The sequence below is a fragment of the Nocardia sienata NBRC 100364 genome, assembly GCF_001613205.1.
Lineage (GTDB): Bacteria > Actinomycetota > Actinomycetes > Mycobacteriales > Mycobacteriaceae > Nocardia > Nocardia sienata.
In genome coordinates this window covers 21748-37107 of sequence record NZ_BDBX01000049.1, presented here as the reverse complement: position 1 = coordinate 37107, position 15360 = coordinate 21748, and the positions used below count along the sequence as shown (strand labels likewise).

General features: G+C 68.7%; 11 protein-coding genes. 5 read left to right on the top strand and 6 right to left on the bottom strand.

Features of this window, described 5'->3' with window-relative positions; translation table 11 throughout:
* Positions 1-36: 36 nt before the first annotated feature.
* Both NS4_RS24180 and pcrA read right to left on the bottom strand, forming a co-directional pair.
* On the bottom strand, positions 37-462 hold the full coding sequence (locus NS4_RS24180; RefSeq protein WP_063061795.1) for a hypothetical protein: 426 nt from the start codon (positions 460-462) through the stop codon (positions 37-39).
* A gap of 38 nt (positions 463-500) precedes the next feature.
* The gene (pcrA, locus tag NS4_RS24175; RefSeq protein ID WP_245665674.1) at positions 501-3224 is read right to left on the bottom strand and encodes a DNA helicase PcrA; all 2724 of its coding nucleotides are present in this window, start codon (positions 3222-3224) and stop codon (positions 501-503) included.
* Positions 3225-3563: 339 nt separating this feature from the next.
* Here pcrA and NS4_RS24170 point away from each other — a divergent pair, with 339 nt between their 5' ends.
* A complete protein-coding gene (locus tag NS4_RS24170) occupies positions 3564-3875 on the top strand; it encodes a chorismate mutase (RefSeq protein WP_030522366.1) in 312 nt (103 codons plus the stop codon).
* Positions 3876-3967: 92 nt separating this feature from the next.
* Here NS4_RS24170 and NS4_RS24165 read toward each other — a convergent pair whose 3' ends face one another.
* Positions 3968-5422: an NAD-dependent succinate-semialdehyde dehydrogenase gene (locus tag NS4_RS24165; protein ID WP_063061794.1), complete on the bottom strand. Its 1455-nt coding sequence runs from the start codon at positions 5420-5422 to the stop codon at positions 3968-3970.
* Between the two features lie 723 nt (positions 5423-6145).
* Here NS4_RS24165 and NS4_RS24160 point away from each other — a divergent pair.
* From NS4_RS24160 to pgi, 3 genes are all read left to right on the top strand, one after another.
* The gene (locus tag NS4_RS24160; protein WP_218020395.1) at positions 6146-7276 is read left to right on the top strand and encodes a ThiF family adenylyltransferase; all 1131 of its coding nucleotides are present in this window, start codon (positions 6146-6148) and stop codon (positions 7274-7276) included.
* Positions 7273-8505: a hypothetical protein gene (locus tag NS4_RS24155; protein WP_063061837.1), complete on the top strand. Its 1233-nt coding sequence runs from the start codon at positions 7273-7275 to the stop codon at positions 8503-8505. Before NS4_RS24160 ends, NS4_RS24155 begins: the two co-directional genes overlap by 4 nt.
* A 190-nt stretch (positions 8506-8695) precedes the next feature.
* Positions 8696-10333: a glucose-6-phosphate isomerase gene (gene pgi, locus NS4_RS24150; protein WP_063061793.1), complete on the top strand. Its 1638-nt coding sequence runs from the start codon at positions 8696-8698 to the stop codon at positions 10331-10333.
* Positions 10334-10336: 3 nt separating this feature from the next.
* On the opposite strand, the gene NS4_RS32845 is transcribed toward pgi, so the two are convergent.
* Entirely contained in the window at positions 10337-11803 is a 1467-nt protein-coding gene (locus NS4_RS32845; protein ID WP_063061792.1) for a hypothetical protein, read from the bottom strand.
* A gap of 182 nt (positions 11804-11985) precedes the next feature.
* On the opposite strand from NS4_RS32845, the gene NS4_RS24140 reads away from it, so the two are divergent.
* Complete coding sequence (locus NS4_RS24140) at positions 11986-13605, top strand: acyl-CoA dehydrogenase family protein (RefSeq protein ID WP_063061791.1); 1620 nt, start codon at positions 11986-11988, stop codon at positions 13603-13605.
* Between the two features lie 5 nt (positions 13606-13610).
* Here the strand turns inward: NS4_RS24140 and NS4_RS24135 are convergent, their stop codons facing one another.
* Both NS4_RS24135 and NS4_RS24130 read right to left on the bottom strand, forming a co-directional pair.
* Positions 13611-14750 carry a lipase family protein gene (locus tag NS4_RS24135; protein WP_084487659.1) on the bottom strand — a complete coding sequence of 380 codons (1140 nt, stop codon included), beginning with the start codon at positions 14748-14750 and terminating at the stop codon, positions 13611-13613.
* Positions 14751-14849: 99 nt separating this feature from the next.
* Positions 14850-15356, bottom strand: coding sequence for a hypothetical protein (locus NS4_RS24130; RefSeq protein WP_245665672.1), 507 nt, complete (start codon positions 15354-15356; stop codon positions 14850-14852).
* Positions 15357-15360 lie beyond the last annotated feature (4 nt).

Here is a 15360-nt window from a genome sequence, read left to right as displayed (position 1 = left end):
GCCACCGATCTCGCCGGCACCCGGCCGGGGCTGATTTCACGGTGCGGCGGCGATCGCCAGCCCGATCAACGCGATCACCTTGGCGATCTCCAGCCCGATGTACCAGTAGTGCGCCGTCGAACGCGGTAGCTCCTCACCCGCGAGCACCCGATCCGAGCGACGCGACAGCGGCGGACGCACCACGGCCAACTGGACCACCAGGATCACCGCCGCGATCACGAGCCACACCCACACCGCTCCAGGAGGCGTCAGCACGACGGCCGCCATCAGCAGCACCGCCGCGAGTACGGCCTCCACGGTATTCAGCGCCCGGAACACCAGCCGCCCGATCCCCAGCCCGAGTTCGGTGGTGACCCCGGGCGCGCGGAACTTCAGCGGCGCTTCCAGGAACGAGATGGCCAGCACCATGCCGAGCCATAGCATCGGTAGGAACCACAACAGATGCTGCGCGACAGACTCCATGATCGGAACCTACCGCGCGGCCCCGCCCCGCGGGAGCGCTACAGCTTGGTCAGGGTCTGACTGAACTTCGGGATGAGCCGGATGGTGCCGCTGGTCCCGAAATCGATCGTCACACTGGCCATATCACCCACCCCGTCCGCGGCGACCACCCGGCCGAGACCGTACTTGTCGTCGCTGACCCGGTCGCCGACCGCCAGTACCAGGCCGACATTGTTCCGGGACACGCCACGCCGGGCCGGGCGGGTCTCTCGGATACCGGGCCGCGCCTCCCGCGACTGCGGCCAGCCGCCGGTCCAATCCTCCTCGCTCGAGTCGGCCCCACGGCGGCGGCCGTACTGCGTGGGGGCAGACGACCGTGCCGGTTCCAGCCGCTTCCAATCGATCAGATGGTCCGGCACCTCCTGCAGGAACCTGGACTCCGGATTGAACACCGGCTGCCCCCACGCCGAGCGGACCACCGCGCGGGTGAGATAGAGGCGACGCCGGGCCCGGGTGATCCCCACATAGGCCAGCCGGCGTTCCTCGGCCAGTTCGGCAGGGTCGCCGAGGGCCCGCAGATGCGGGAACTGGCCGTCCTCCCATCCGGTCACGAAGACCACCGGGAATTCCAGGCCCTTGGCGGTGTGCAAGGTCATCATGGTGACCATGCCCGAACCCTCTTCGGGTATCTGGTCGGCATCGGCCACCAGCGATACACGTTCCAGGAAGGCGGCCAGCGAACCGGGTTCGGGTTCACCCTCGCCGGTTTCCGGTGCCAGACCCTCGGCCCGCGCGGCCTCGAGAGCGTTGCGGGCTTCGGAGCTGAACTCCCTGGCGACGCTGACGAGTTCGTTCAGGTTGTCCAGTCGCGCGCCGTCCTGCGGATCGTCGGAGGCCTCGAGTTCCGCCCGGTATCCGGTGCGGTCCAGTACTGCCTCGACCACCGCGCCCACATCGGGGAAATCGACCTCGTCCATTTCCCCGGCGGCCCGGATCTGCTCGAGCAGCGCGACGAATCCGGCGATGGCGTTACGCGCCCGGGTGTTCAGCAGTGCGACCTCACCGGCGGCGGCATCGCGTAGTGCCTCGGCGAAACCGATACCGCGCTGTTCGGCGTGCACTGCCACACAGGCTTCGGCGCGGTCACCGATACCGCGCCGTGGAGTGTTGAGGATCCGGCGCAGGCTCACCGCATCCTCCGGATTCTCCAGCACGCGCAGGTAGGCGACGATATCGCGCACCTCTTTGCGCTCGTAGAACCGGACCCCGCCGACCACTTTGTAGGGCAGGCCCATCCGGATGAAGATCTCCTCCAGCGCCCGGGAGTTGTTGTTGGTGCGGTAGAACACCGCGATATCGGAGTAGGCGGCCTCGCCCTCGTCCACCAGCCGGTCGATCTCACGGGCGACGAAGGCCGCCTCGTCGTGTTCGTTGTCGGCGACGTAGCCGGTGATGAGTTCCCCCTCACCGGCGTCGGTCCACAGCCGCTTGTCGCGGCGGTTGGTGTTGCGCGCGATCACCGAGTTGGCCGCGGACAGGATGTTCTGCGTGGACCGGTAGTTCTGCTCCAGCAGAATGGTCTCGGCGTCGGGAAAATCGCGCTCGAATTCCTCGATATTGCGGATGGTGGCGCCGCGGAAGGCGTAGATGGACTGATCGGCGTCACCGACCACGCAGAGCTCGCTGGGCGGCACCGTATGGGCGTCCGGCCCCGGGGCCTCGGTGTCCGGCGCGGCGGCCGCGGCGCCGGCATCGGTATCGGCGGCTTCACCGGCGGTTGCGGCTCCCGTGCTGTGATGCCCGACCAGTTCCCGCACCAGCACGTACTGCGCGTGGTTGGTGTCCTGGTATTCGTCCACCAGGACGTGCCGGAAGCGGCGGCGGTAGTACTCGGCGACCTCGGGATGCCGTTGCAGCAGGGCGACCGTCTCGCCGATGAGGTCGTCGAAATCCAGCGCGTTGGCCGTGCGTAACCGCCGCTGGTATTCGGTGTAGACACGGGCGACGACGCGCGGCAGCTCGGCGTCCTCGAATTCCGCGTCGCTGCTCGCCTGCTCCGGGCCGACGAGCTCGTTCTTCAGGTTCGAGATGGCGGTCGCGAGCAGCCGTGGGGTGTACTTCTTGGCGTCCAGTTCCAGATCCCGGCCGATCATGGTGAGCAGCCGCCGGGAATCGTCGGCGTCGTAGATCGAGAAGTTCGAGTTCAGCCCGGCCAGCAGGGCCGACTGAGTGCGCAAGATCCGCACACAACTCGAGTGGAAGGTCGACACCCACATACTGGCGGCGCGCGGGCCCACCAGGCCGATGACCCGCTCGCGCATCTCGGCGGCGGCTTTGTTGGTGAAGGTGATGGCCAGGATCTGCCCTGGGGTGGCCCCGCGCGCGGCCAGCAGATAGGCGATCCGGCGGGTCAGCACGGCGGTCTTGCCCGACCCCGCGCCGGCCACGATCAGCAGGGGCGACCCGGTGTGCAGTACGGCGGCGCGCTGCTGCGGGTTGAGGCCCTCCAGTAGCTGCTCGGCCTCCTCGGCCCGGCGCTGCGCGGTCTCCGTGCGCTGCTGCGCCTGCTCGGCCTGCACCCGCTGCCGCAGCGCGGCGAGGCCGCCGGAAGCACCGGGCTCGCGGCTGCCGGGCGCCGCCGCCCGGCGGTCGGCACCGGATAGCTCCGGGCCGGGCAGGGTCGCGGCCTCCGGCGCCGCGCCGGGCTCCGGTGAGCCGGCGGCGGAGGTGGTGGCACGGGAATTGTGCGAATCCGAACGAAGTGCTGCCGCGGTGGTGTCCATCGTCTGTTCACGCTACCGCCGCGACCCGACACGATCGAACACTCGGCCGAATTCGTCGCCGCCGGGACCACGCGGCGGTCCGATATCCCCACCCGTGAGCGTTTTGCATACATCGGTTACCGTGGCAAACTGGCAATATGGTTTGCCCTTCAGCGAAACATCCGCGCCGGTTGTGTGGACAGCTGGGCCGCAGACCGGGCACCTGAGGCCCGGAGGGGCAGGTAAGGGGGCACGGCACTACCAGACCCGCCGGGTCTTTTTCACGCGGTGGAAGAACTCTGGATCGGTAACACGACGCGCCTCGGCGCCGATCCAGGTTCTGACACGAGGAGATGAGAAATGAGCACACCCGCTACGGCGACCGGGTCGGGTTCGACTACCGACACGGACTCGGAGCTCCCTCGGACCGAAGCCGAGATCGAAAAGCTCCGTAAGGAGATCGACCGGCTGGATGCGGAGATCCTCACGGCCATCAAGCGCCGAACGGAGATCTCGCGGGTAATCGGACGGACCCGGATGGCTTCCGGGGGTACCCGCCTGGTGCACAGCCGGGAGATGAAGGTGCTGGAGCGCTTCAGCGAACTCGGCCAGGAGGGTCATACCCTGGCGATGCTGCTGCTGCGCCTCGGGCGTGGACGTCTCGGCCGCTAGGTCCCAACAGAACCGACGCGGCGGCCCGCAGACCGCCGCAACCTCACGAACCGCCCCGGGTGACCACGCCCCAGGGCGGTTCGTACTGTCTGTCACGTCATAGCGATGTACTTGGTTGACAGGTATTCCTCGATCCCCTCGGTGCCGCCTTCCCGGCCGAAACCGGAGGCCTTGACACCACCGAACGGGGCCGCCGGGTCCGAGATCACCCCGCGGTTCACCCCCACCATTCCGCTCTCCAGCCCCTCGGCCACCCGCAGCGCCCGGTCGAGGTCCCGGGTGTAGATATAGCTCACCAGGCCGAACTCGGTGTCGTTGGCGGCGGCCAGCCCCTCCTCCTCGGTATCGAAGGCGACGATCGGCGCGACCGGGCCGAAAACCTCCTCGCGGAGGATGCGTGCCCGCGCGGGGATATCGGTGAGCACGGTCGCCGGATAGAACCAGCCCGGGCCGCCCGGAGCCTTCCCACCGACCCGGACCGACGCGCCCGCGCCGACCGCGTCGTCGACCAGTTCGGCGACGGTGTTCAGCTGGTCCTCGCTGACCAGCGGACCGAGCGTGGTGTCCGGATCGGTACCCGGACCCATCCGGACCTGTGAGTTGATCGCCGCCACGAACTTCTCGGTGAACTCCTCGACCACCGCGCGGTGTACGTGGAAGCGGTTGGCCGCGGTGCACGCCTCACCGCCGTTGCGCAGCTTGGCCAGCAGGGCCCCCTCGACGGCCGCGTCGATATCGGCGTCGTCGAACACCACGAACGGCGCGTTCCCGCCGAGTTCCATCGAGGTGCGCAGCAGGCCGGAGGCCGATTTCTCGACGAGGGTGCGACCGACCTCGGTGGAGCCGGTGAAAGTGAGCTTGCGCAACCGGGGATCGTCGAGCAGCGGCTGCGTCACCGCACCGGACCGGCGGGAGGTGATCACCGACAGCACACCGTCGGGCAGACCGGCCTCGGAGCACAGCTTCGCCAGCAGCAACATGGTGAGCGGGGTCGCCGAAGCCGGTTTGACGATCATGGTGCAGCCCGCCGCCAGCGCGGGGCCGATCTTGCGGGTACCCATCGCGAGCGGGAAGTTCCACGGGGTGATCGCCAGACACGGACCGACCGGCTGTTTATGTACCAGGATGCGGCCGGTACCCGACGGCGCGTGTAGATAGCGACCGTGGATCCGTGCGGCCTCCTCGCTGAACCAGCGGAAGAACTCGGCACCGTAGCGGACCTCGTTACGGCTCTCCGGCAGGGCCTTGCCCATCTCCAGGGTCATCAGCAGCGCGAATTCCTCGGCGCGCGCGGTGATGCGCTCGAAGACCGCCCGCAGGATCTCACCGCGCTCGCGCGCCGGGGTGGCCGCCCAATCCACCTGGGCCGCCGCCGCGGCATCCAGTGCCCGCACGGCGTCATCCGGGGTTCCGTCCGCGACCTCGGCGATAACCTCGCCGTTCGCTGGATTGTGCACCGGGAAGGTACCCCCGCCGGTCGCATCGACGGGTCCGCCGATCCACAGTTGTTTCGGTACGGATGCGAGAACTTCGGATTCTGAGGCCATACGGCCAGCGTAGGTTCTGCCTCGAAGTTTTGCGCCGGGCCGGAACAGCGTGGCGGGGCCGGCCCATCAGCCCTGTCCGATGACAGATTTCGCCGGGGTCCTCATCAAGCGGGGTCAGCGGGGGGTTGACGGCGGCAGCGAGAAGACCGACTCTATACACGTAAGTGATGTGCACTTATTTAACGGCAAGATAAGGAGTCCCGCCGATGGAGAAGCACACAACCAAGCCCCCCGCCAAACCGGCGACCGAGCCCGCACCGATTGTGATCCGGCGCCTCGACAAGAAGGAAACCACCGGCCTCAGCGGGGCGAACTCCGGGTAGAGATACCACTCGAGAATCGGGCAACCAGCGCTCGACTGCGAGCCAGGAGCAGATTCGCGGGGCCCACAGAGGAGAAAGGGGCACGCAAACTCCGGACAACATGCAAGTGAGGTACACCTACTCGACGGCGAGGTAAGGAAGATCCGCTGATGGAGAAGCACACAACCAAGCCCTCCGGCAAACCGGCGACCGAGCCCGCACCGATTGTGATCCGGCGCCTCGACAAGAAGGACACCACCGGCCTCAGCGGGTCGACCACGAATTAGTGGCGCCGACCGAGGGTCGGGAACCGTAGGCGCCGACTGGTCCGCAGGGCACCGGCGCCCCGGAGCCGGTGCGACCGGCCCTCGACTGAAAGCGGGACCGACCCGCACCGGCCGCCGGGGACAAGGAGCTCGTATTGGACCAGGTCAATGCCTCGGATATGCGGCGGCCCCGCATCAAACGGGAGCATGTCCCCTACCGCACAACCGGCGGGCAGGTGCGGATCGGCGCGACCGTCCCGGGGATCGGCGTGGAAGTGGCGGATCCCGGCGGGTGGATCTGGGAAGTGGTCCAGTCGATGGACGCGACCAGATCCCCCGCCGAGATCGTCGATGAAGTGACCAGGCGGCACAGCTCGGCATCCGGTGCCGAGGTGATGCGCGCGATGCAGGTACTGCTCGACTCCGGTTTCGTCGAAGACGCCGGTGCCCCCGTACCGGCGGAGCTCGGGCCCGCGCGGCGGGAACGCTACTCGCGGAGTATGGCGTTCTTCGAATGGATCGACGGGACGCCGCGGTCGACCCCGTGGGATATCCAACTCCGCCTGGGCCGCTCCCGAGTGTTGCTGATCGGAATCGGCGGGGTCGGCGGGGCGGCAGCGCAAGCACTCGTCGCATCAGGTGTCGGCCACCTGCACTGCGTCGATCCCGATATCGTCGAACTGTCGAACCTCAGCCGCCAGGTCCTCTACCGGGAGGACCATATCGGCAAACCCAAGGTCGACGCCGCGGTCGCGCAATTGCGGGCACTCAATTCCGACGTCGAGATCACCGGTGAACAACGGCGGATCGACAGTCGCGCCGATCTCGCCGGCCTGCTGCGACGCGGTTACGACCTGCTCGCGTTCTGCGCCGATAAACCGCGCGCCAGCCGGCGGTGGGCCAATCGCGCCTGTGCCGCCGCCGAGCTGCCCTGGGTGACTGCTGGATACCACGGCCCGCTCGCCACGGCCCAGGTGCACGTGCCGGGACAGGGCGCCTGCTGGGAATGCCTGCACGATCAGGATATCCAGGGGCGCGACGACCGCCGACCCGCCGAAGTGGCTCCGGAAAGCCTCGTACCACAATTGCCCTGGCATCCGGTGAACGCCGTCTCCGCGGTGATCACCGGCAACCTGCTCGCGCATCTGGCCCTGGCTGTGCTGACCGGTGCGCCGCGTATCGAGCCGGGCTTCCAATACGGTCTGAACCTCGCGGTGCCCGGGGAACCGATCTATGAGCGTTTCCCGCCGCGCCCGGATTGCCCGGTGTGCGGGGATGCGCGGTGACCGATCCGCGACAATCCGGACCCACCGCGACGAGCCGGGTTCTGCTGCACGAGCTGGCCATCCGGCCCGATCGTGGCGAATGGCTCGTCGGGCGATTCGAGACGCGGGTTTTCGTCGCGCTCCCGGAAGCGGGGGTGGCGGCGATCGAGATTCTCGCGAGCGGAGCCAGTATCGCCGAGGCCACCCGGCAACTGGCCGGGCAGCGGGGCACCGAGTTCGATGTCCTGGCCTTCGTCGCCGATTTGACGGAATTGGGCTTCGTGGCCGAACTCGACGGTTGCCCGGTGCCTTCCGCGTCACCGCTACCCCCGACGCTTCCACGTCTGCGTCCCGAACACGTCCGCTACGCGCTACATCCGATACTGCCGGTGCTGCTCGCCTGCCTGGTAGTGGCGGCGGCGGTCACCTTGGTCCGTATGCCGCGGGCGCGGCCCGGTTTTCGCGATCTGCTGTGGAGTTCGCACGGCAGTCTCGTCCTCGTGACAGGGTTCGTCTTCGGTTGGTCGTTGCTCTTCCTGCACGAGTTGGCGCATTTCGCCACTGCCCGGGCCACCGGTGTCCGATCCCGCATCCAGCTGGGTACGCGGCTACAGTTCCTGGTCGCCGAAACCGATATCAGCGGTATAGAACTCGCTCCCCGCCGGTATCGGATCACGGCCTATCTCGCCGGGATCGCGGTGGACCTCGCGGTCGCTTCGACCGCGGTGTTGCTACAGACGGTGGTGACGGAGCACAGCCTCGCACATCGGCTCTTGGCCGCGGCGACGATTCTCGCGTTGCTACCGCTGTCGTTCCAGCTGATGGTGTTCATGCGCACCGACCTGTATTTCGTCCTCCAAGACCTCACCGCATGCCGTGATCTGTACGGAGACGGCCGCGCGTACGCGCGCTACCTCGGTAACCGGGTCCGGCACGCGGTAACCGGGCACTACCGGACCGCGGCCGATCCGAGCGTCGACCTACCGCACCACGAACGGCGCGCGGTCCGGGTGTACAGCGTCGTCCTGGTGCTCGGGACCGCACTGTGCCTCACCGTGGCGGTCACCTACACCGTGCCGGCCGATGTCACTCTCCTGATTCGCGCGATCCAGGGAATTGCCGCGGCCCGGTCCGGTCCGAGCGTGCTGGACAGCGCAGTCGTCCTGGCGATACTGGGGTTCGGGCACACGCTCTGGGCAGTGACGTGGTGGCGGCGCCGCGACCGATCGACTGCTGCGACCGTGAGCTGACGGGGCCGCCCGCAGTATGGCCGCTGCGGGCGGCTCATCGGGCAGTGGTGACCGGGCCAACCGATGGCAGGTGGTATGCCGGGTTATCGGCGGGCAACTGCCCTCGGTTGTGCCCATATGGTCGCCCGGGCCGCGGCGTGGGCCCGGTCCTGCCTGCGTCCGGCTCCCGCGGGTTGTACCCTCGGCCAGTGTGAGCGTCGACATCACCGCATCGGCGGCATGGCAGAAATTGCGTGATCACTACGAGGCGATCGTCGCCCTGCACCTGAGGGACCTGTTCGCCGAAGATCCAGCGCGCGGTCGCGACCTCACGCTGACCGCGGGCGAGCTGCGGATCGATTACAGCAAGCATCGCGTCACCCGGGAGACCCTGCAATTGCTGGTGGATCTGGCCCGGGAGGCAGGTGTGGAACCGCAGCGCGACCGGATGCTGCGGGGCGAACACATCAACACATCCGAGGACCGGGCGGTCGGACATACCGCGTTGCGGTTGCCGAAGGGCAGTTCGCTCACCATCGACGGCGCGGACGCGGTCGCCGCGGTGCACGAGGTACTCGACCGGATGGGCGCCTTCGCCGACTCGGTGCGTTCGGGCGCCTGGCGCGGTGCGACCGGGGAGCGGATCCGCACCGTGGTGAACATCGGTATCGGCGGTTCGGATCTCGGCCCCGTGATGGTGCACCAGGCGCTGCGCCACTACGCGGACGCCGGTATCGGCGCCCGGTTCGTCTCCAATGTGGACCCCGCCGACCTCGTGGCCACACTGGCGGATCTGGATCCGGCGACCACCCTGTTCATCGTCGCCTCCAAAACCTTCTCGACCCTGGAGACCCTGACCAACGCGACCGCCGCTCGCCGCTGGCTGGTCGACGCCCTCGGTCCGGACGCCGTGGCGAAGCATTTCGTCGCGGTGTCCACGCACGCCGGGCGAGTCACCGAGTTCGGTATCGACACCGACAATATGTTCGGCTTCTGGGATTGGGTCGGCGGCCGGTATTCGGTGGATTCGGCCATCGGCCTGTCGGTCATGGTGACGATCGGTCCCGCCCGGTTCGCCGAATTCCTCGCCGGTATGCACGATATGGACCGTCATTTCGCCACCGCGCCCCCGGCGGAGAACGCGCCGGTCCTGTTGGCACTGCTCGGCGTGTGGTACGCGAACTTCTTCGGCGCACAGTCGCGCGCGGTACTGCCGTACTCCAATGATCTCGCCCGTTTCCCGGCCTATCTCCAGCAGCTCACGATGGAGTCGAACGGAAAATCGGTGCGCGTGGACGGTTCCCCGGTCACCACCACCACCGGCGAGATCTTCTGGGGCGAACCCGGCACCAACGGTCAACACGCCTTCTACCAGCTCCTGCACCAGGGCACCCGGCTGATCCCCGCCGATTTCATCGGTTTCGCCCAGCCCACCGACGATCTGCCCACCCGCGACGGCACCGGCAGTATGCACGACATCCTGATGAGCAATCTGTTCGCGCAGACCAAGGTGCTGGCGTTCGGGAAGACAGCCGAGGAGATCACCGCCGAGGGCACACCGCCGGAACTGGTACCGCACAAGGTGATGCCCGGAAACCGGCCGAGCACCACGATCCTCGCGCCCCGGCTCACCCCCGCGGTGCTGGGCCAGCTGATCGCGCTCTACGAGCACCAGGTGTTCGTGGCCGGCGTGATCTGGGGTATCGACAGTTTCGATCAGTGGGGTGTGGAACTGGGCAAACAGCAGGCCCTGGCGCTGGCCCCACTGCTGACAAGCCCGGAAGAACCCGCAGCGCAAGATGATTCGTCCACCGATGCGCTGATCCGCTGGTATCGCGCCAACCGCTGACCTTCACCACGGCCGGATCGGCAGGTCCACCCGCGCGGCGGTCGCGGTGACCAGCCGGTGCAGTGCGGCCGCATCGGCTATACGTTCCGGGTAGAGACTCGCGACGGTCAGGATGTAGTCGTCCCGGAAACGGCACAGATAGCCGGACAGCCGGGTGCGCGGCCGCCGCGCGTGGTCGAGGCCGGGATGAACGGCCCGGGTCGCGATACCGGTGCACTCGTGCGGACCGAGGGCCGACAGCGCCGGCGGGATCGGGCCGATATTGGAGCACAGGATGTCGCGTTCCCCCGCGCCCCGGGACAGCCGATGGGCCACTTTGTCGGGCACCAGGTAGAGGAACTCCTCCGGTAGCCCACCGGGGCTGGTCATCCGCCGCTCGTAGGCCGAGCGGCTCTTCGAGCGGATATCGGCCGGCCCGTCCCCGGGGGACACCGCGATCTCTGTCACGGCCAGATCGTTGTCGATCCGAGGTTCGTCCCGGGTGTCCACGGGCAGACTCGCCGCGATCTCGGCCTCGGGAAAACCCGCGGCCCACAGCGTGTTCGCGATGAACCAGATGAACAGACTGTTGGCCGTACCACCGTATTCCGTGGCGACCGCCTCCCAGTCCGCGGCCGGGCATCGCAAGATCAGTGCCGGTTCGCTCAGCTCGGCGCGTATGGAGGCTTCGGCGGTTCCGGTGAGATCGGCGAGACCGGCAGCCGCCGGGGGAACCGGCAGTCCGGCAGGCCGCGGCGGGTGGGCAGGCACGGACGGTCCAGCTGCCTCGGACAGCTCGGCAGGCACGGGCGGCTCGGCAGCCGCGACCGGTGCGGCAGTCGCCGAAGATCCGGCCAGGGGCGGCGGTCGCCCGTGCCCCGGCCCTCGGGTACCTCGCCGTATCCGGGCGGCAGCGGCACGTACGCCACCGAGCCCGACCGTCGCCCAGGTCCGCGCCGCATCGAGCCAGTCCGAATCCGGGCCGTCCCCGGCCCCGCCGCCCGCTTTCTTCCCCGGTCGGCCACGCGAACGGTCCACCGTGCGACCGGAGTCGAGCGCGTCCAGTGCTCGTTCGACAGCGAGGATGAGCCCGCGGGCATCGGCGAGAACGTGAGAGCAGGTGAGCGCCACGACCGTGCCCCCGTCGGTGAGCGGCGCCGCCGACAGCCGCCAACCCGGACCGTATTCGGGATCCAGGTCGCCACCACACGTGTCGGCCCAGTGCGGGATCGCGGCGGGTGCGAGCGCATCACGGTGCCGGTCGAGCGGATGAGCGCGCTCGTTGCGCTGCCACCGCGCCCGAGCGCCCGGGACGCGGGGGCGGACCACCCGGCGGGCGAGCGGCCCGGTGCGCAGTGCCTCGTGCAGTCGCGCGAGTACCTCGGGTTCCACCGCGCCGGCGGTACGCCACAGGCCCTGGAGCGCGATCGGGGTGCCGAGCCCCTGGTGGGTGCGCAGGAAGATTTCGTCGACAACGCTCAGTCGGCGCATTCGCACAGGTTAACCGGCATATCCAAGACGCCGCCCGGCACACCGCCCCCGCTGCGGGGCGAAGCCGCCGGGGCGAAGCCGCCGAGGCCGGCGCGTGACCGGGCCCGATCACCACCCCCTCGATACCGACCGGTCCCGATCCCCGGCCGCCCGTGGTGTGACATGGGACGCATAATCGATGGATGCTCACGCACGAGGTTCTCAACCAGGTCCCGCCGATCACGCCGTTCGAGGTCTCGCGGGATCCGGCGTTGCTGGCCGGTCTGCACCGGGAGGGCGCCGGATGGGCGGAGGCGGAAGTGCGCGAACTCGGCACGCTCGCCGGTACCGAGCGGGTTCAGCAGTGGGGCCGGCTCGCCAACGAATATCCGCCCGTCCTGCACACCCACGACCGCTACGGCAACCGCGTCGACGAGGTGGAATTCCATCCGCACTGGCACGATCTGATGACGGTGGCGGTCGAACACGGACTGCACGCCGCACCGTGGGCCGACGACCGGACCGGCGCCCATGTGGCACGGGCCGCCAAGTTCTACGTCTGGGGCGCCGCCGACGCCGGGCACATGTGTCCCATCTCGATGACCTACGCCGCGATTCCGGCACTGCGGCACAACCCGGAGCTGGCGGCACAGTACGAACCGCTGCTCACCGCCCGCGCCTACGACTTCGGGTTGCGCGAACCGTCGAGCAAGACGGGGCTCATCGCCGGTATGTCGATGACGGAGAAGCAGGGCGGGTCCGACGTCCGGGCCAACACCACCACCGCAACCCCGCAACCCGACGGCACGTATCGGCTCGTCGGGCACAAATGGTTCACCTCGGCGCCCATGTCGGATATGTTCCTGACCCTCGCGCAGGCGCCGGGCGGGCTGTCGTGTTTCCTGCTGCCGCGGGTGCTGCCCGACGGGTCCCGCAACCCGATCCGGCTGCAGCGGCTCAAGGACAAACTGGGCAACAAATCGAACGCGTCCTCGGAGATCGAGTACGAGAACGCGATCGGCTGGCCGGTCGGCGCGGAGGGCGCCGGGGTGAAGACCATCATCGAAATGGTCAATATGACCCGTCTCGACTGTGTGATCGGTTCCGCGGTCGGGATGCGCACGGCGGCCGTACGGGCGGTGCACCACGCCCGCCATCGCAAGGCGTTCGGCGCCGCACTGGTCGACCAGCCCGCGATGCGCAATGTCCTGGCCGACCTGGTGCTCGAATCCGAGGCCGCCACCACGGTCATGCTGCGGCTGGCCGGGGCCACCGATCGCGCCGCGACCGATCCCGGCGAAGCCGCGCTGCGCCGGATCGCGCTCGCGGTGACCAAGTACTGGGTGTGCAAACGCGCGGCCACACACGCCGCCGAGGCGCTCGAATGTTTCGGCGGAAACGGTTACGTCGAAGAGTCCGGGATGCCGCGGCTGTACCGGGAGGCGCCGCTCATGTCGATCTGGGAGGGGTCGGGCAATGTGGCCGCGCTCGACGCCCTGCGCGCGATGGGCACCCGGCCCGAAACCGTGGAGGCGTACTTCACCGAGGTGTCCCGGGCCCGCGGCGAGAACCCGCATCTGGATCACGCGATCGACCGGGTCGGCAAGGAGCTGGCCGATCGCAGCGATATCGAGTATCGGGCGCGCCGGGTCGTCGAGCTGATGGCACTGGTCCTGCAGGGCGCCCAGCTGGTCCGGCACGGGCACCGCGCGGTCGCCGACGCCTTCTGCGCGTCCCGGCTGGGTGCGGACTGGGGCGCCGCGTTCGGCACCCTGCCCACGGGCGTGGATACGACGGCGATCATCGAACGGGCGTTCGTCTGAGCCGTTCAGCCGGCCGGGAGCACCTTCTCGAGGAAGGTGAGGGTGCGGTCGAGGCCGCCGTTCTCCTCCAGGTCTTCGTGGCCTGCCTCGAGAATCTGGACCACATGCTGCGTGCCGTTCAGGGCGAACTGTCCCATCAGGGCGAGAGTCAGCGGTAGCGGGACCACGGTGTCATAGGTGCCGTGGACGACCAGGATCGGATCCTGGTAGCCGCTGATCGGCACGCTCATGTAGTCGCGTACCACCGACGCGAAGTCCGGATCGTCGAGGGGTCGCGAAACCAGGGACCCGATCTCCGTGGTGTACAGCATGGCCTCGGCCTGTGCATTGCAGCCGGCGATGATGCCGGCGATGAACTTGCGGCCCTGCGGGGTCAGGAAGTCGCGGATCTCCGGGCCCAGCCGGGCGCCGACCATACCGGCGAGCACCATGGGCGCGGACCGGCCCACATAGCCGGGCAGCTCGGGCTGATCCGGGCGCGAACGCAGGAACATGCTCTCCAGATTGCTGACCGGGGCCAGGGCGGCGGTACCGCGGAAGTCGAGTTCGGGGGCGTATTCGGGGGCGAGCCGGCCGGTGCCGAGCGCGGCGTGCCCACCCTGTGACCACCCGGCCACCGCCCAGCTCGGGGCGAGCTCGGGGTAGGCGGAGCGGGCGGCACGCACCGCATCGATGGTGGCGGTGGCCTCGCTCGTGGTGTGCAGATAAGGATGGGGACCCGGCGAATTGGGGCTCAGCCCGATGTAGTCGGGGGCGACGACGGCGTATCCGGCGTCGTTGATGCGCGCCACGGTCGGGCCGGTGTCCTGTTCGAGTTCTTTCGAACCGGTGAGACCGCAGTTCTGCGCGAGCCCGGAGGTGCCGTGGTCCCAGGCGACCACCCGGCGGCCCCCTTCCGGGACCGGCCCCTGGGGTAGGCGCACCAGGGCGGCGGCGGGAACCAGTTCACCGCCGGGGCCGGTGGTGACGTATTCGATACGCCGCACACCGTCCAGCCCGGCCCACGGCCGGTCGAGCGGTTCGGCCGAGAGCAGGTGCCCTGGATACCAGGCCGCCTGTGCCCGCGCGACGACCCCCGGCAGTCCGGCACACAGCGCCGCCACCAATGTCAGTACCCCCGCGAGTGCCCGGGCATAGCGGACCATTGCTCTGTGCTCTCCTCTCGTGCGGCAAACCATTGCCCATAGTGGCAGCGGACGGGATCTGTGCCCGTCCGCCCCGTGCGAGCAGGGCACCGGACGCGCTCAGCGAGTCGGTGGGGCGATCTGCCAGTGCCGTTCCAGGGCACCGGCTATATCGGGCAGCACGGTGACCGGAATCTGTTTACGGCGCAACATATTACGTATCTCGTTGACCTGCTCGCGCTTACGCATTTCGTAGGCTCCCGAGACCGGTCCGCGAACCGGGGGAATCGATAGCAGTACGAGTTCGCTGTGCAATTCCTCACCTCCGGTCAGATCCAGCGCGAACGACCAGCGCGCGTCCTCGTCGAGGCCGAAGCGCCCGGCCACCACACGCTCCCAAGCGATACTGCTCGCCGACCACGGTGTACGCCGGTGGATCGCCTGCTCGGTCAGGATCACCGTGTCCCGGGTGAACAGCGCGAACAACGCGGCCACGGCGAGTACGGCGCCGAGGACGATCCCGGTGAACACCCGGGCGGGCCCGAACAGCAGCACCGTGGGCACGGTCACCGCCACGACCACCGCGACTCCGGCCAGGCTGTAACCCAGCACCCGACCGGTGGGCACGACA